12 protein-coding genes are annotated in these 17,697 nt (G+C 47.4%); all 12 read right to left on the bottom strand.

Annotation, left to right across the window (positions count from 1 at the left end; all coding sequences use genetic code 11):
* Window positions 1–50: 50 nt before the first annotated feature.
* The 12 genes from HPL003_RS21080 to HPL003_RS21135 all read right to left on the bottom strand — a co-directional run bounded on the left by HPL003_RS21080 (window position 51) and on the right by HPL003_RS21135 (window position 17,692).
* Window positions 51–1,673 (bottom strand): type 2 periplasmic-binding domain-containing protein, encoded by a 1,623-nt coding sequence (locus HPL003_RS21080; RefSeq protein ID WP_238533406.1) that lies wholly within the window; start codon window positions 1,671–1,673, stop codon window positions 51–53.
* 23 nt (window positions 1,674–1,696) lie between these two features.
* Window positions 1,697–2,569: a carbohydrate ABC transporter permease gene (locus HPL003_RS21085; protein ID WP_014281788.1), complete on the bottom strand. Its 873-nt coding sequence runs from the start codon at window positions 2,567–2,569 to the stop codon at window positions 1,697–1,699.
* Between the two features lie 15 nt (window positions 2,570–2,584).
* Window positions 2,585–3,496, bottom strand: coding sequence for an ABC transporter permease (locus HPL003_RS21090; RefSeq protein ID WP_014281789.1), 912 nt, complete (start codon window positions 3,494–3,496; stop codon window positions 2,585–2,587).
* 323 nt (window positions 3,497–3,819) lie between these two features.
* Window positions 3,820–5,943 carry a glycoside hydrolase family 3 N-terminal domain-containing protein gene (locus HPL003_RS21095; protein ID WP_014281790.1) on the bottom strand — a complete coding sequence of 708 codons (2,124 nt, stop codon included), beginning with the start codon at window positions 5,941–5,943 and terminating at the stop codon, window positions 3,820–3,822.
* 10 nt (window positions 5,944–5,953) lie between these two features.
* Window positions 5,954–7,339 carry a family 4 glycosyl hydrolase gene (locus tag HPL003_RS21100; protein WP_014281791.1) on the bottom strand — a complete coding sequence of 462 codons (1,386 nt, stop codon included), beginning with the start codon at window positions 7,337–7,339 and terminating at the stop codon, window positions 5,954–5,956.
* On the bottom strand, window positions 7,336–8,256 hold the full coding sequence (locus HPL003_RS21105) for an ROK family protein (protein WP_014281792.1): 921 nt from the start codon (window positions 8,254–8,256) through the stop codon (window positions 7,336–7,338). Before HPL003_RS21105 ends, HPL003_RS21100 begins: the two co-directional genes overlap by 4 nt.
* A gap of 25 nt (window positions 8,257–8,281) precedes the next feature.
* A complete protein-coding gene (locus HPL003_RS21110) occupies window positions 8,282–8,992 on the bottom strand; it encodes a 6-phosphogluconolactonase (RefSeq protein ID WP_014281793.1) in 711 nt (236 codons plus the stop codon).
* Between the two features lie 12 nt (window positions 8,993–9,004).
* Window positions 9,005–10,135, bottom strand: coding sequence for an ROK family transcriptional regulator (locus tag HPL003_RS21115; RefSeq protein WP_014281794.1), 1,131 nt, complete (start codon window positions 10,133–10,135; stop codon window positions 9,005–9,007).
* A 150-nt stretch (window positions 10,136–10,285) separates the two neighbouring features.
* Window positions 10,286–10,651: a hypothetical protein gene (locus tag HPL003_RS21120; protein ID WP_014281795.1), complete on the bottom strand. Its 366-nt coding sequence runs from the start codon at window positions 10,649–10,651 to the stop codon at window positions 10,286–10,288.
* Between the two features lie 175 nt (window positions 10,652–10,826).
* Window positions 10,827–13,295, bottom strand: a complete 2,469-nt coding sequence (locus HPL003_RS21125) for a glycoside hydrolase family 2 TIM barrel-domain containing protein (RefSeq protein WP_014281796.1) — start codon at window positions 13,293–13,295, stop codon at window positions 10,827–10,829.
* A 44-nt stretch (window positions 13,296–13,339) separates the two neighbouring features.
* Complete coding sequence (locus HPL003_RS21130; protein ID WP_043922480.1) at window positions 13,340–16,009, bottom strand: glycosylhydrolase-like jelly roll fold domain-containing protein; 2,670 nt, start codon at window positions 16,007–16,009, stop codon at window positions 13,340–13,342.
* Window positions 16,010–16,111: 102 nt separating this feature from the next.
* Window positions 16,112–17,692, bottom strand: a complete 1,581-nt coding sequence (locus HPL003_RS21135; RefSeq protein WP_014281798.1) for a type 2 periplasmic-binding domain-containing protein — start codon at window positions 17,690–17,692, stop codon at window positions 16,112–16,114.
* Between the last annotated feature and the right edge of the window lie 5 nt (window positions 17,693–17,697).

Raw genomic sequence — 17,697 nt, forward strand, 5'->3', positions numbered from 1 at the left:
CGGAAATCACCACTAACATTTGCTCTTTTTCATCCTCAAAATGGACTCATTTACTCCAGCTTCTTCTTATTAGCTGCGATTTGATTATTTCTCTCCTCCAACAATTTATCATAGCCATTGGCCTTTCGATATTGGATAAATTCATTCATCGCCTGATCGATTTCGCTATCCGATTTGGCATCCAAGATCTTGGCGAGCGTCTGCGACCAGTTCTGATCGATCTTCTCCTTATTTCTGGAAGATTCTTTAGATAAATATACATCCAGACTCGCTAATTCGAATTGTGGCACCACGTGATCTTGAGTCCATTTCTTAGGCTGCTGCAGAGCCTTCGGGAACTGAGAAATTCCCATTTGCCGGGAGAGCAGAGCGCTATCCTGCAGCCACAGATGAGTTGTCAAGCCAACCTTCTTCTCGAAGCTGGCAGGATCGGTCTGCTTGAGCTCCAACAGATCTGGATTCAAGACAGGCTTTCCGTCCTTGATGGTGTAGGTTTCGCCTTCGCGTCCAAAGTCCATTACGTTGTTGCCGTACTCGCTGACCAGATAAGTTACCAATTCCATCGCCTTTTGCGGATCCTTGGCATTCTTGGTAATAAAGGTCTGTGTCCAGCCTTCAATGGAAGTGCCCGGCAATGCGGTTTTATTTCCTATCGTAGAAGATGGCCCGTTAACGGCAATGTACTCTTTGTCTGGGTGCTCCTTCGTCCACATGGACAACGGATCCGGCTCACCATTCAGGTCAGAAGAGAAATAAACGAAGTAGCTGCCATTCGTTAGTCGCGCATTCTTGTCGTCTTTGGTCATCGTAATCATGTCCCGGTCTGTCAGCCCTTTCTGCCGGGCATCGACGATCACTTTAAGCCATTTCTGAAAATCTGCATCTGTATAACGGTCATAATATTTACCGTCTTTCGTCAACACAGGGACCCCGATAAAATCGGCCAGCGTTTTATTGAAAATTCCGTTCGGATCAAAGTTTCCTTTTTGGAAATTAGGTATCCCCAGCGGAATAACCGTTTTTCCCGTTTCATCCTTCACAGCCAGCTTCTGCGCGGCTTCCAATGCCGAAATAAATCCTTCCGGCGTGGTCATATCAGGCTTGCCGAGCTGTTCATAAATATCCTTCCGAACCAGAAATGCCTCGTTGCCATAAATGCCGCCCTTCTCATAATCCGAATTCGTATTTGAGGAGTTAGGATACCCGTAAATATGGCCGTCGTCCCGTGTGAAGAACTTGAGCGTTCCCGGCTTGGCCGCTTTATCCAGAAAATAGGGGTCATACTTCTTGGCCAGCTCATCCAGCGGAATCGCGAATTTTTCGGCTTCCTTAACAAAAGGGTCGGTTCCCTCCAGAGTAATGATGTCCGGCAAATCTCCGGAGGCCATCATGGTATTCAGCTTGTCGTCGCTGCCGCTTGAGTAAGTGATGTTTACTCCGGTATCCTCCGTAATATACTTGGTAGCCACATCATTGCCCCAGGTCTGGGCGAACCAATCGAAATTAATGTACCAGTCAAGGTCAGCCTTTGCCTTGTCGTTCTTCCAGCTCGGCGTATCTTTGGTCACTTCAATCTTCGAGTCCGGCAATTCTGCGCTTGTAGTCTTGCTGCCGCAGCCGGCCAAAGACACTGCCAATGCCACCAAAGTCAGAATGATGATCGATTTCTTCATGATGTTCTCCCTCACTTTTATCATTATTCTTTGACTCCTCCAACCAGCATACCGCTAATAAAGTATTTCTGAAGGAAAGGGTAAATCAGCATAATAGGCAAAGTAGTAATGATCATTGTAGCCTGCTGCAAGGATTGTGTCGTAAATGTCTTGGAAACATACACTCCCGCTTTGGCAGAGCTGGCAGCACCAGCACTTGTTAACAGCTGATACAAATAATATTGTATCGGATACAGAGTTTTATCCGTCACATACAGCTTAGCCACGAAGAAATCATTCCACTGGTACACGCCATGGAACAAGGCGATCGTCGCCAGGACCGGGAAAGAAAGCGGGACAATAATTTTGAAGAACACCTGAAATACACTGGCCCCGTCAATCTTCGCTGATTCTTCAATCGATTCCGGCAAGCTCCTGAAGAAGTTCATTAAGATGATCATGTCGTAAAAGCTGAATAGCACGGGGATAATGTACACCCAGAAGCTGTTCGCTAGACCCAGCGACTTGGCCACCAGGAATGACGGGATCATCCCGCCGTTGAAGAACATTGTGATGATGCCCATACGGATGAATATCTTTCTTCCCAGTAAATAAGACTTGCTCAGCGCATAGGCTGCGGCCCCTGTAATGGCCAAGTGCCCGATGACACCGATTACAGTTTTGGCTACCGTAACTCCAAACGCCGTGTAAATGGTCGAATCCTTCAATATGGTTTCATAGTTGACCAGTGTAAATTCTCTCGGGAATAGATAAATGCCCCCTTTCATCGCGTCATACCCGTCATTGAACGAGAGGGCGACGATATTGATCAAGGGTAATACGATGATAGAAATGAAAAGCAGCATGAACAGCACATTAAAAACGTTAAATATTTTCTCGCCTCTATCCAGCCCCATATAGCTCCCTCCCTTCTAAAAAATTGTACTATCGCTAAGCTTCTTGGTTAAGAAATTGGCTACCAGCAGCAGCGTTACCGATATGACGGACGAGAAGATTCCGACCGCAGTCGCGAATGAGAAGTCCCCTTGCGCCAGACCTAAATGATAAACATAAGAATCGATGACTTCACTGCGCAGCATGTTCGAAGAATTTTGCAGGACGAGAGTCTGATCCAGATTCGCTCCCAGTATAGAGCCTACACGCAGTAAAAACATCAGCACGATAATATTTTTGATGCCGGGAAGCGTGACATACCAGATTCTCTTCAGGATTTTCGCTCCATCGACCTTCGCCGCCTCATATAACGATGGATCAATTCCCGCTATGGCTGCGAGATAGAGAATGGTTCCCCAGCCAACTTCTTTCCAAATATCCGACAGCGTCGCTATCCACCAATAAGCATTCGCATTTGACAGAAAAGAGAGCGGTTCAGATATGAGATGTGTCGACAGTAGGAAGCTGTTCACCAGTCCCGACGAGCCGAGCCAGGATGTAATCATGCCGCCAAGAATTACCCATGACAGGAAGTGGGGCAAATAAGATACCGTCTGTGAAAATTTCTTGAATAATGCTAATCTGATCTGATTGATTAATATAGCCAGGACGATCTCCAGCGGAAAACCGATCAACAGCTTCATCAGGCTGATGGCTAGCGTGTTCGTCAGCACATTATAGAAATCTTTGTCCCCCAAAAAGGCTTTGAAATTATCCAAACCTACAAATTCCGAGCCCGTAAAACCGGATAACGGAGAATAATCCTGAAAGGCGATGATCAATCCCAACATCGGGACAAACGAGAAAACAATCATCAATATAATGCTCGGCCAGACCATCACTTGAAGCTCCCACTGGGATAGAAACTTATGTTTAAATGTGGATTTCATCCGTATACCCCCTCTCAATTCAGGTACAGCATTGTCAGTTCATTCCGAATCATGTAAGCGCTATCCAGAATCTGCTAGCTGATTCGAAAATTTCGAACTTGTGTATGGTTCAGCCCTTTGCATAAACTTGGAGGCCTTATTTAGGCAAGGATTTTCGAGACCAAAACAAGACATTTACCCCGACTTGGAGAAGTCAACCGGAACCCCCAGGAGAGGGAAGTCAGTTTGGCATTCTCCAAGTAGGTCTATTTTTTTGAGGAAATGCAAAACTAGAATCAAAAGAACGTGATCATTTCGGATAAATGGTTCTAATTCATGACATTTTATTGATATTCTATGGTAAACACGGGATGGTCAAGATCATTGATATATATATTGAATTTTCCCGTTTCAACCGTTTGCTGCAGGCTGGTATCCAAATATTGAAGATCATCCAAGGCCAGAGTCATCTGTACGGCCACTGACTGATGCGCTGGTACACTTACGACTTGGTACTTCTTCATCTCGCGCACAGGACGTACCGCCTTTGAGACAAGATCTTCAATGTATAGGACAGTGATTTCAGAATAGTCATACCCACTAGGATTGCTCACCTGAAAAGAGATCGTCAATTCCTGACCAGCTGTCAGATGATGACGCGAAATTTTAAAATCAGAATACTGCGCACCGGTATAAGTCAGCCCGTGCCCGAATGGGAACAAAGGCCCGATTTCACAATCCTGATACCTGCTGCTGTAGCTAGATTCATTAGCCGGACGACCCGTGCTGTACTCATTGTAATAGATCGGCGCTTGCGCCGAATGACGCGGAAACGACATCGTCAGTTTCCCCGACGGAGTATCCCGGCCTGTAATCAGCTCCGCAATCGCGCTGCCGGCCTGTGTACCCGGATACCAGCACCACAAGAGAGCGGGGATTTCATCGACAATGTTCTGAAGCGCCAATGGCCGGCCCGAGAAAAAAACACAGGCATACGGTTTGTTCGTCTGCTTGACTTCACGGATAAGCTGCTGCTGGCTGGCCTCCAGATCGATATTCACGCTGCTATGCCCTTCACCGCTTAATTCCCAGTGCTCCCCAACCGCCACAACAATATAATCGCATTGCTCTAGTTGGGCTTGAGGACACTCCTTCAGGGATTCATAGACTTGCAGATCGAATGAATCATCCACCCGCTTCATCCCTTCCGCTAAGGAAACTACATCGTCAAAGCTTCCTTTGCACCGCCAATTGCCCAGCAATTGATTGCTACCAGCAAACGGACCGACAATGATGATCTTTTTGTATTCCTTGCTTATAGGCAGCATTTGTTCATTTTTCAGCAGCACGCAGCTTCTCTTGGCGATGTCCTTAGCATGCTCCAGAAAGTGGGGATTCATTAAGACTTCATTCTCACGAGCTTCATTTACAAAAGGATTTTCAAATAAGCCTAGTTCATTTTTAAGCTGCAAAATTTTCAGAACGGCTGCATCTATATCCTGGATTAGCGCCGGGTTCTCTTCTAGAATTTGTTCATAATGCTCAAGATACAAGGTTGAGACCATTTCGATATCGATGCCCGCTTTTAGAGCCAGTTCAGCAGCGTCCTTGCCATTGCCGGCAACGCGGTGGTTCTGCAGTTCGGCGACAGCCCCCCAATCTGATATTACGATGTCGTCAAATTGATAGGCCTCTCTTAGAATTTCCTTCATCATCTGCTCACTCGCACTTACAGGAACCCCGTTGAAAGTATTGAATGAGCTCATCACAAATTTTGGCTTTTCTTGAAGCGCTATTTCATAAGGCTTGCCATAATAGGCGTAGAATTCTCTCCAGGACATATCGACAGCATTGTAGTCCTTACCTCCAATGCCAGCTCCATAAGCGGCAAAATGCTTTAGACAGGCCGCTACTCCTGACTCGGCAATCTCTCCGTCTTCGCCTTTCTGATAGCCTCTGATCATCGCCCGGCCAAGATTGCCGGACAGCAGATGGTCCTCGCCGAAGGATTCCATCACTCTTCCCCATCTGGAGTCGCGCACAAGGTCGACCATCGGCGAGAAATTCACATGTATACCCGCTGCACGCAATTCCGAAGCAGTATCCGCCGCTACCTGCTGCACGATTCCCTCATCCCAGGCACAAGAGAGCCCTAATGGTATCGGAAAAATCGTCTTGTATCCGTGTATCGCATCGTGCATGAACAGCAGAGGGATCTTAAGCCGCGACTTCTGCAAATATTCAGTTTGAATCAGGTTCGTGATCCTGGCGCTCGACACACCGATAATACTTCCCATCGTATACAGTGTATCTCCCTCAAGCATATGAGCCGGGAAGTCTGGTCCGGTCTCAACCATTTCGTTATCGATTTTGCCGACGTAATGTTCCCCAGTCGTCTGAGAGAGCTGTCCGATCTTCTCGGCGAGCGTCATCTCCTGAAGAAGTTCGATTATTTTTTTATTGTCCATATAGTCCCCTTTATTTCCAATCCAGCTTAGGTAAAATATCTTGCTGCAATTTGCAAATTTCGTCGATCATTGCGCAGGCCTGGTAATAAGTCGGAGCCTGAGGATCTAGTAAGATCGCCTGCAGCAGCTTCGTCTTGGATTGCTCCACAAAAGCCTCAAGCAACAATTTATGGATCGTGCCCTGAATATGAATCGTTCCGATAAGCGCAGTCGGCAGTTCTACCGTCATCGGCTTCAGCGTAATTCCTTTGCCGTTAACGATCGCCTGGGTCTCAACAACCATATCGTCAGGAAGTCCCTTAATCGCACCGTAGTTCGGTAAATTGACCGCGTTCAGTTCAATCTCATCATCGAAGAAAATCGCCTCAATGATCGGAACCGCATATTCATTGCTGCGGCAGACCTTCGACTTATCGAAGATATAGGCCTCTTCCACCCAGAGCTCCTGCGTCTGAATCTTCGAGAACAAGCCTTGATCCAGATTGTTGCCGCTTGCACTGTATACGAACTCAGGGGTTCTGGAATCTTTCTCCCACAGCTTCTCGCGAATTGGATCATAGCGGTATTGCAGGGACAAGCCCACATAGAAATCCTCTGCATATGTGATATATTCACCCACATGGTTGGTGCCTGGATAAGGGTAATATCCATAAGTGCGGTACATCGTTCTAGATAGCGCGACATGTTCGAATTGCGCCAGACGGTTGGCCTTCCGCTCCTTCTCATCAAATAACGGATACAGATCCTCACCTGTTTTCTTGTTCCAGATCTTGGTGAAGAAACCGAAGTGGTTCAAGCCACCGCCTTCCATTCCGATATCTGCGATATCCATCTCCAGGAATTGGGACAGCTGCTCGATCCCCATATCCAGTCCATGGCATAGACCTACAACTTTGACCGAGGTTAGCTTCGAGATAGCCTCAACCAATTTCGCTTCAGGATTCGTATAGTTAATGAACCAGGCGTCTGGGCAGACACGTTCCATCGTGCGGGCGATTTCGAGCATCGGACCCAGATTTCGCAGTGTATGGAACATCGAGCCAGGACCGCCGTTCTCACCGTAAATTTGCTTACTGCCGAAGCGGCGAGGAATATGGAAATCCTGCGACCAATAGAAGTAGCGATTTACCTCAATCGCCACGATAACGAAATCGGCCGCCTGCAGAGCCGCTTCCAAGTTGGTCGTCTGCCAAATGTTCGCCGGATGCGAGAAGGCGGTAAACATATCTGTTGCATATTTATAGGTTCTTGCCACATTCTCTTCTTCAATGTCCATCAGTGCGATCTCCAGCTCAACCTGAGTTTTCAACCGCTCGGACAGCACCATATCCTGAAGTGCTCCCAGAGCAAAGGAAACGCTGCCGGCTCCAATTAACGCAACTTTCATTTTCTTCATGTTGTTCGTGCTCCTTTATTGTTTTTTAACGCCATGTACCCTGCCCCAATCACTCCTGCATCAGGGCCGAATTTAGGCAAGACTACCTTGACTTTGTCGCTTAAATGCTCAAATACTTTGGTTTTAGCGCTTTCAATAATTTTATCTATCAGCCATTGGTTGTTGTGAATGACCGCTCCTCCAATGACAAATATATCTGGATCGATCGTCTGCATTAATGAAGCAATCGCGTTGGAGAAATACTCGACCCAGGTATTCACGACACTTGCTGCCTTCTCGTCATGCTGCTTGTATTTCTCGAACAATAAATGCGCCGTAGCCTCGCTCCCGTACAGATTTTGACTCTCTTTCTCCAAGGCTCTACCGCTGCACAGAGCTTCGAGCGTGCCGGGATGTAATGTCGAATAGCTCTTGTCGTTATCAGATATAACCATGCTGCCAATCTCTCCGGCATAGCCATGCGCACCATGGAGCACCTCGTTGTTCAGAACGATTCCGCTGCCAATCCCCGTACTGACCGTAATATAGATCGATTGATCATACGCCTGGGAAGCGCCATGCTCTGATTCCAGCAGGGTCACGACATTTACATCATTCTCAAAATGAACTTCATAACCGGGGAAAAAGCGCTTTATAAATTCGGTATGAACCCCTTCCAGGCAGGGAATGTTGGTCGCATCGCATATAATCTCGGTTCGCTTCTTCCAAGGAACAGGCAAGGCAATCCCTATCTTGTCCACCGTCTTGTGATGATCCACTTTCTCGATCACTCGCTTGACATAGTTGAAAACTTCATCAGCACTTTGGAACTCGCTAGTTAATGCCGTCTCTTTTCGGACCAATTCCAGATGCTCATTTACTAACCCGACTCGTATATTCGTTCCTCCAATATCTACTCCAATGACGCTGTTACTCATAATTTGAACTCCTCAGTTTTTATCTCTATATAATATATTTCGCTGCCTCCGAATCCAGGAAGAAATCAATATGTTCATAACCGAGCAGCTCTTGAGCAGGCAGCTTCGCATTTGGATTTGTAAATATTTCCTTAACAATCCCAGCTTTGCGTTCGCCGGTCATCGCTACAATCATCCTCTTGCTGCCCGCCACCTGACTTAGACCCAAGGTGATTCCTCTGTCCAATGCCGTAGGCTGATGGAAATATTTCTGGGCCACGGTCTTGGTCGTCTCCGACAGATCTACGACACTGCTATGATCCAGCACTGGACTGCCTGGCTCATTCAAGCCGATGTGACCGTTCATTCCAACCCCCATCAAACTGAAAGTTATCGGATGCTGATCGATAAAGCGGTCGATTCTCCGGCATTCCTGCTCCAAATCCGGTGCCATCCCATCAAAGAATTCGATCTGCCGGGGGTCCAAATGGATAAGCGAAAATAAATCCTGATTCAGCATTTGATAGCAGCTTCCCTCAGACTCTCTGCTTATTCCGACCCACTCGTCCAGACTGACAATTTTAAGCTGCTGAACCCTTGCATGAATCTCGGCGTCTCCGGCAAATTTCAAGTAGCTCTTCTGCGGTGTGCTGCCCGACGCCAAGCAGAACACTGGATGCTCATGCGATAGGTGCTCTTTCATCTCTCTGGCAATGGCATCTGCAACTTTCTCTTCAGTCGCAAAAATTTTAATCATCACGTTCACATCCTATCCGGAAATTACTTTTATCATTTCATGCTGAAGCGAGAGTACGGCAGCTCCGACAGCCGTCGAATGATGCGAATCACTGTAAGTTATCGTCGGAGTCCACTCCACGTACTGCCCGACATAATATCTTGTTCTCTCAAGAATCCGTTCGGGGAACAGCGCTACCATCTTGCCACTAATAATAATCTGGTCGATGTCGAGCACGCTGATGATATTAATCATCGCCAAGGCTAGATGCTTGCCTACATAATCTGCGCACGCTTCGATGTCTGATTGAGAGCTAAGATCATAGCTGCTCAACAAATGCTGAATCCCCAGCTTGCTCTCCAGCCAGCCGACGGAGGACGGTGATCTTCTGTACTCCGGATCAAAGCACATATATTCCAGTTCACCCGCGCTTGCATTGAATCCTCTGTGCAGCTCCTTATTGATAATCAGGCCGCCGCCGATCCCGTCCCCAACTGCAATATGAACCAGATCAGTCAGCGCTTGCCCGGAGTTCTCCAGATTGCGGAATTCAGCTACTGTAGAAGCGTTTACATCGTTCTCAAGGAAAATAGGCAAATCAACCCGGTTGATCAGATTCTCGATGATCGGCTCATAATTGTAATCCTGCTCCTTATTGCCCTGAATCCTCATTCTGATCGTTTTCTTCCTTGTGTTTATCGCCCCATCGACCCCGATACCGATGCCTAAGACAACGCTGTTCGTTTTCTTTGCTACATTCTTCATACGCAAAATGATGTCTTCAAAAATCGAGATAAACTGTTCACTATAAAACGGAATATCCGTCTCTATGGAGTACGAATCGATAATTTTGCTGTACAGATTGATAAGCAGAGCAGTAATTCTGTTGCCTATGATTTGAATTCCGACGGTTACATAGCTGTTCTCATTAAATCGGTATACCGTTCTTTTTCTTCCCAAACCGCCAGAGCCTTCCCGGCTTTCTCCAGTAGCGGTCAACAATCCGATCTCTTCAAAGAAATTGATGATCTTACTTACCGTTACAAAGCTCATCGCCGTCTTCTCCGCGATTTCGACCTTCGCCAATTCCGGATTCTGCATCACAATATCAAAAATGATCTTTCTGTTCTCATCCTTAATGTCATTCGGCAAAAACGACTTCATTCTGTTACTCCTTTCGATTTATTCAACTTAATTAATTAATGTTCTTAAATAATTTAGGAAAAATATAAAGGCCGTTTCTGACCTTTACACAACATTATATACATACTGTGCTCTGTGTCAATGGCTATTTTTGAATTCTGGTACCTTCATTTATTTAAAAACTGGCAAGTGACGGTAAGAATCTTCCTGATGGATGAACGTACCGAACGCATCCCAATCTTCCATTGTTTTGTTTAAAATCAGGTCGTATTCGTTGGCCAAGCTCCACCAGATATGGCGGAACGAACCTAATCTTCTCAGGCAGTAGTCCAAGTACGTTAAATTCTCTTCTCGAATCAATTTCGCAAATCCCCATCTTTCATAAGGACGGAACAAAATCAGGTCGGTCTCAATCCCCATGTCCATCAATGCTGTCAATTGTCTCTCCAAGTTCGCCCAATAGGCGAAGTCCGGACGATGAACATCCCAAGCTTCCTTCGGCGTTTTTGGCGAAGGGATACCATTTAGGATCGGCATTGTTATAAACCATGCTCTTCGGGAACAGGCACATCCTGATTTTATTAAATGGACTCTCGGATAACGTTTTCTTCGTTAGCTCCATGAGCTCCTCGGATTGATGCGTCCATGAGTAGGCAGTCGTCCCAAACGGAATATATTGATGGCCGTCCGCATATTGCCGTTCTTTCGGACACTAGAGAACCGTTGTGTTTTGCGATGTATCCGCTTTCGTATTTGCTATAACGCTGATCTGTATGATCTTTTGGCTGCATCCTTCTGCGGTGACTGTCACGGTAATTATGCCGACATCCTTGGGCCTTACAACCGCCAAAGCTTTCCCGTCGAAAGTTGTACGTTCGGTATCAAAGAAGTTTTCCGAAGACTTCGGGTTAGCACTTCCGAATCCTTGTAATACACCTGAACCCTTCACCTGGACCGAAACTTTACGGTCGGCGGTGCTGTATACATTTCCATGTCCGTCCACCAAACTGATCATCACAAACGACAGATCTCTATCGGACGCGGCGATTTCCGCCCGATCCGCCTCTACTTTCAACTGGACGTCACCGGTTGCCGAATGAAGCGTCATTCGTCCGGTTGCTTGACCATCCGTATAGGCTACGGCTGCGATTTCCCCTGGCTCGTAGACTACATCGAATTCTGCTTTATTTCGGTGATCATAGCCCGCAGCAGCTTTGCCTGCCGATTTGCCGTTCACCAACAGCTCTACTTCATCCGCATCGGCATATACTTCTACTCGAATCGGTTTTCCTTCATACCCGTCCCAAGACCAACTGCCTACGGAATCGCTCCAACTCCATTTGCTAGGAAAGGGTTGTTTGCCGTAATGCTCGGGGCGTTGAACCGCGATGTACGGATCCTTACGAAGGCCAAACACGATTTCGCGATAGTAAGATACCGGGCGCCGGTTGCCGATAATATCGATATCGCCGCACCAAGCCGTAAGCCAGGGGTATGATCCTAAAAAGCTCACTTCATCAGGATCATACTTGACTCTTCCGGCCCCTACTTCACCTAGATAGTCCCATCCCGTCCAGGTAAAATCACCAACAATGTGGCTGTTCTCCAACACCTGCTTCCAATTTTTGTCGATCATCGGAGGAAACGTCTCGCTTCCAACGATCACACGATTCGGAAATAGCTCCCTGTCCATCTGATAACGAGCTTCTGCATAGTTATAACCTGCGATGTCAACGTAACCAAACGATTCTGCCGTTCGATGCGTGGCGAAATCGGATGTTGTAATCGCTGCCTGGGCCTGACCGATGTTGTTCATTAATGTATTAATGCCTTCAATGTTTTGATTCTCGCTTATCTTCTTTTTGATTTCATCCCAGACGGATATGACAAAGCTAATCGAGTTGGTTACGAAGCGGGTACTGTCAAGCGAACGTATCTTCTCCGCCAACTTATGACCCCATACGGAAGCAATCGGTCTCCCCGCTTCCGGAATTTCATTTCCGATACTATACATAATGACACAAGGGTGATTGTAATCCTTGTCTATCATCGCTTGGATATCTTTCTCCCACCAGACTGGAAAATGAAGCGCGTAATCATGATCGACTTTGGTTGAGGTCCACATATCAAAGCTTTCGTCCATTACGAGCATGCCGAGACGATCGCAAGCATCCAGAAGCGCCTTGCTCATCGGATGGTGCGCGCTACGCAATGCATTAAAGCCTGCCTGCTTCAGAATCTCGACGCGCCGTTCTTCGGCTCTATCGATCGTGGCTGCTCCGAGCACGCCATTGTCGTGATGAATGCAGGCACCGCGCAGTTTTACGACTTCGCTATTGATGCAGAGTCCTCTGTCTGGATCAAGTGTAAGCGAACGTATCCCGAAGGAATTCGTTTCTTCGTCCAGTTGTTCATTCTCCTTCATCACGCGAGTTCGACATGTATATAAATAGGGCTGTTCTACGCTCCAAAGCTTGGGCTGTCGAACATAAATACGCTGACGCAATGTAGCCCTCTCCCCTGCAAACGTGGTCAACGTTGCAGAGTCGCTGCCAACAATGTTACCGTCGACGTCGACGATTTCCGTTAAAACGTTGACCGTATGAGTGAGCAGCCCTTCGTTTTCAATGACGGTCGCCACATGGACTACAGCGCGATCAGCCTGTATATCAGGGGTGGAAATTTTGACGCCGTCAAGAGCGATATGCACCAAATTCCCTATGATGAGTTTGGTGTTCCGGTAAATCCCTGCACCGGAGTACCAACGGGAATCTTTGTAATTCAACGAAATCACTTTAATCTCATTTTCTTCCCCATATTTCAGGAAACGGTCTACTTTAATATAGAAATTCGTATAGCCATTAGGCTGTTGTCCGGCAAAAGCTCCATTCAAATACACCATAGCATTCATATATACGCCTTCAAACTCGATGGTCACTCTTTTATCTTTGTACTCTGCCGGCACAAAGAACATCTTTTTATACTCATATTCCCTTTCCGGGTAAAAGCCGATATTGTGACTGCTGTTGTTCCTTTCTATGGGTTGATTGCGGTTTCTTTCGATCATTGCATCATGGGGCAAAGTGACGGTCTTTAACGGAATCTTTGCAACTGCTTTTTCTGAAAAAAAACTGGTTTTCGAGCCAACCGTCCAATTATCGTTAAAAGAAGTACGAATCATGTTTAATCTCACTCCATTTCTCTCGCATACATTTTGGTGGCCCTTCAATCTTCGGATATCATGGTATATAACACCCAAACGGGTCCAATAAGCCCGCTTGGCTCCTGCTGCGCAAAGGACGACAAGAAGTCGCGCTGTTCTTTCACCAACGTATTCGTAACTTCGATGACAAGTTTATTTGTACCCTGCTTGATCAGGTCGTGAATCTCGAAGCGGTAAGGCGGACAGATACGCACCCCCGCTTGCTCGCCGTTTAGCCATACCTCTGCCGTTTCATACACCTCGCCCAATTCCAGCAGGGCCCCGCTCGCGGATTCGTTCCACGCAAATTCCGTTTCATATCGGAAGGTGCCCGCAAATCGAGGCAAGCCATCAGGTCCGCTCATATTCGTTAAAGCCGACAGTCTTTCCCATTCCTGAAAATGAGGATATTGCTCAGCTTCAGCGATGGATACGGCCCATTCACCTTTAAGCTCAAATTCCGAACCAATCGGATGTTCAGGCCGCTGAACCGCATAACCTTCAGGTATAGCTCCATGCAGCAGCACGATGGATTCATATGGATGAAGAACGAGCTGCACTGCTTTTGCATCGTCCTCCTCATTTGCATCCAGACGGGCCAACCGATTCTGGAAGGCGTCATAGGCATATACATGGCCCTGGACAGGCAAAACAATCTTCGTAGAAATCGTATGATGCGGACTTTCGTTAAAGAACATGAACACTTCCAAATCGTCATGGCTGTAGTGATAATTCCGAAGATACGGTTCGTATTGGCCGCTTCTAATATCGAAATGTCCGGCCGTAATAAGCTCCTGCACCAGCTTATCCAAAGCGATCACCTTCACATTCCGATGCTCAGCAAGCCTTGACAGTTCGGCAGACACGTCAATGCCCTCACTTGATCGTACCGGCAGCCCTTCAACAAAGCGAACGGGCAATCCTTGTTCGGCACACTGGACCAAGCGCTGAACCATCGCCACGGGAAGCGCTTCTGCATAGGGTACGATCAGACACTCATAATCTTCGCGGTGGACATGCAGTTTCCCGCCCTTAACGGTGGCTGTTTCCAATAGAGCATCAATGGGCAGAATGTCGCAGTCGATCTGATGCTGCATTAACTTCTTCACTGGCTTATGGAAATACATCGCTGCTCCAGACCATTCGGCTTCAGCGTGATACACCACGGCCGCGGTTGCCACATGCCTACCTTCCGAAATCAGATGACTGATCCGATTGATATATCGATTTAACTGCTTATAGTAGCGGTACTGCGGATTTTTCCCGCCCGCATACATATGCGGCGGACAATCCGGGTCCGGAAATGCTTTTTGGGTAAAGGCATGCGGAACAAAATAGTTAACGCCGCGAACGAGCATATGGTCTGTAAGCCACTTCATCAGTTTTAGCCCTTCCGTCCAGCCATACGCCCCATATACTTCGCACATCGTCCGACCTAGTTTCTTCGGATCGATGTGCCCGAGTGACACACCAAGTTTGGCGAGGCCATAGTGGAAGAATTCACTATCTGTCTCTCCCCCCGTTGGCTGGCGGAAAGACAATTCATCGAAGCCGGGAACGATCTGCCACAGCACGACATCAAGGCCCGACATGTCTTGCCCCCAGAGCGAGCGGAAGAAGTGTCCGGCACCGGGACCAAGCCTGGCATGGACATTGTTGTCTTCAAGAACATGCCCGATGTATTCCACCCCGCGAGCTCTGCACCAAGCTCCGATTTGGCCGCAGAAATTGTCCGCATAGAGCTTGCTGATGATATTCATATAGGTAAACCGTACGATCTTCGACTGTTCTCCCGCATCCTGCCAGAGAAGATATAGGAGCTTACGATACCCGGCGCCCAGCGCCTGTTCAAGCAGGGCTGGCATCTCTCGGCTCCAGGGAAGCGGCACTCCCTGTTTTCCCGGTCGAGAGTTGAAGTCAAAGGTTTTCTCATCATTGTAAAATCCGGGTTCATCTGAAAAAAAGCCGATAAATGTCTGTCCGAAATCCGCTTTGTACCGTTCGTAAAAAGCCTCGTATACTGTATCGAGCAAAATACGAGCCGAATCCCGGTCAAGCGGATTCAAATAATCTTTCTGCTCTTTACTGCCGCCATCCTTATTTTCTGAAATAATAAATACTCGCCAATACCCTTCAGGGATATCCCAATAGAGGATACCGTCATGCACAAGGTCAGTTATATCGACACAGTCATCGAGCAATGTTCCATCAGTTGGATTGCGGCGGACCGCGGTAACTGAAACCAACTTATTTTTACCGCTCGCGTGTTGGGGCTGCGAGATCGTTGGCCGAAGCCCGCACATCAGTAAGGTATCCAGCAACAGAGATGTTCCTTGGGCAGGACCGATCGTATCGATATAACGTTCCCCCAAAAACATGCGATGAAGCTCTGCCGGAGCCTCCTTTACTTTTCCTCCCGCATGTCCCGTTGGAAAATGATCGTCATCGAGAATCCATACCTTCATGCCTCGATTCCGGGCTTCCTCCATAATAATGTCCATATCCTTCCACCATTTCGGTCCAAGAAAATCCGGATGAGGCCGGGACTCCACGCACACGGCGTCGATCCCGGCTTCATGAACACGGGCCATCTCGTCCCGAATTACCTGTTCCTCCTCACCATGCTGCCATAGAAAAGGAAGGATATAATTATGTTCCTGACCCTCCAGCACTTCCATTAGTCGATTTCTCATAATTGCCTCCTGTTACAAGCTCAGTTAATTGATCCGGTGCCTGCCGCCAGCCTGGATTAAAATATCCGCCCGTCGTCGAATCGATGCCGGGAGGATAAACTATTATTTATTCACTTTTGAATACCATTCTCTGGCACGATTCGTAACCTCTTCACCACCGTATTGGTTCCACTTCTCGACGAATTCATCAAACTTGCTGATCGGGTATTGCCCAAGAATAATCTTGGTGGCGTATTCCACATACAGCGTACGATTGTTAATGTCCGGGTAGCCGTCATACACACTCGCCGGCATGCCGTCGCCAGCAATGATCTTGGCATACTGCTGGGCTTCCTTCATATTTCGGGTGACCTGATCTATTGCCCACTTATTGTCTTCCGATGCAGTGCTCTTGAAGAGCTCGGTGGTAAAATCAAGTGTCGCTACAGACGAAGATGTATTAAGAATCATATTTTCCTGAGTGCTCTTGTCATCAGGCAGTTTGACGGCTTTACCGTCCTTCATCGTATAGTGCATTCCTTCTACGCCGAGGAACAAATCTTTCCAATTCTTTTTATCGTACATGTTGTTCAGCAGCTTTAAGGTGGCCATTAACTTCTCTTGATCCTTATTGTTCTTGACGACCCATTGAGGTGGGGCAAATCTCTTCCAGGTGTAGAAGCCCTTATAGCCCTCTACCCGTGGTACGGGGAGAACGGAAAATTCAGCCTTCACGCCCGTGTTTTTATTTAAGTTTTCTAAAATCAAATTCCCATGCTCGATCCAATGGAAATAGTTACCTACTTTATCGGACTGGATCTTGCCGTCCCACTTATCCTTTGTGTTTAAAAGCGACTCCTTATCGATTAATCCTTCCTTGTACAACTCCGCCAAAAACTCCAGAGCTGCTTTCATATTCGGAGTTACCGCAGAATAAGTCAGCTGCCCGTCGTAAATGTCCCATTCCGGGTAGCCTTCGAACATGGCTACCCCGTACATGGCGAACAAATGATCCATCCAGCGGGCCTGCTCACGACCGCCTGTCGGAATCTCATCCTTTTGACCATTGCCATTAGGATCTTTGTCCCGGAATGCCTTCAGCACCTGTACATATTCGTCTTGGGTCTTCGGCATCGGCAGGCCCAGCTTATCGAGCCAATCCTGGCGGATCATGCCGCCGTACCTTCCGTAGTCCACCATACCCGGAATATAATAGATCTTCCCTTGACCGGTAGGGTCGTTCGCCTTGACCACCTTCCACATATCCTGTGGAATGGCTTCCCATACGTTCGGTGCATATTTAGGCAACAGCTCAGTCAGATCGGCAATCGCGCCGCTTTTAGCCAGACTGTTCTCAATGCCCTGCTGGGGTATGAACAGATCCGGCATTTCGTTAGCAGCGATTTTCAGGTTCAACTGATTCAGGTAGTTAGTGCCTCCATTCCACTCCACATAAGGATTGATGACACCTACGCCAAGCTTTTCCTTGTATAATTCATACAGCTTGCTACCTTTCTCGACCGGTTTATAACCGATGTTCGTTCCCCATACTTCAATATCGACAACATTATCTCCGCTAGAGGCCTGATTCTGGCTCGTATTCGCTTGGCCTTCGGAAGCATTTTTACTTCCGCTGCATCCCGTTGCTGCAGTAGCTGCAAGGATAATTGCGGCCAGGAGCAGGCCCGTCTTTTTAAGTTTCATACTTT

The organism is Paenibacillus terrae HPL-003, from assembly GCF_000235585.1.
Taxonomy (GTDB): domain Bacteria; phylum Bacillota; class Bacilli; order Paenibacillales; family Paenibacillaceae; genus Paenibacillus; species Paenibacillus terrae_B.

What these genes read in the sequence shown, in the direction of transcription:
- HPL003_RS21080 (WP_238533406.1), bottom strand. Translation starts at nt 1,673, where the DNA reads ATGAAGAAATCGATCATCATTCTGACTTTGGTGGCATTGGCAGTGTCT.
- HPL003_RS21085 (WP_014281788.1), bottom strand. Translation starts at nt 2,569, where the DNA reads ATGGGGCTGGATAGAGGCGAGAAAATATTTAACGTTTTTAATGTGCTG.
- HPL003_RS21090 (WP_014281789.1), bottom strand. Translation starts at nt 3,496, where the DNA reads ATGAAATCCACATTTAAACATAAGTTTCTATCCCAGTGGGAGCTTCAA.
- HPL003_RS21095 (WP_014281790.1), bottom strand. Translation starts at nt 5,943, where the DNA reads ATGGACAATAAAAAAATAATCGAACTTCTTCAGGAGATGACGCTCGCC.
- HPL003_RS21100 (WP_014281791.1), bottom strand. Translation starts at nt 7,339, where the DNA reads ATGAAGAAAATGAAAGTTGCGTTAATTGGAGCCGGCAGCGTTTCCTTT.
- HPL003_RS21105 (WP_014281792.1), bottom strand. Translation starts at nt 8,256, where the DNA reads ATGAGTAACAGCGTCATTGGAGTAGATATTGGAGGAACGAATATACGA.
- HPL003_RS21110 (WP_014281793.1), bottom strand. Translation starts at nt 8,992, where the DNA reads ATGATTAAAATTTTTGCGACTGAAGAGAAAGTTGCAGATGCCATTGCC.
- HPL003_RS21115 (WP_014281794.1), bottom strand. Translation starts at nt 10,135, where the DNA reads ATGAAGTCGTTTTTGCCGAATGACATTAAGGATGAGAACAGAAAGATC.
- HPL003_RS21120 (WP_014281795.1), bottom strand. Translation starts at nt 10,651, where the DNA reads ATGCCGATCCTAAATGGTATCCCTTCGCCAAAAACGCCGAAGGAAGCT.
- HPL003_RS21125 (WP_014281796.1), bottom strand. Translation starts at nt 13,295, where the DNA reads ATGATTCGTACTTCTTTTAACGATAATTGGACGGTTGGCTCGAAAACC.
- HPL003_RS21130 (WP_043922480.1), bottom strand. Translation starts at nt 16,009, where the DNA reads ATGAGAAATCGACTAATGGAAGTGCTGGAGGGTCAGGAACATAATTAT.
- HPL003_RS21135 (WP_014281798.1), bottom strand. Translation starts at nt 17,692, where the DNA reads ATGAAACTTAAAAAGACGGGCCTGCTCCTGGCCGCAATTATCCTTGCA.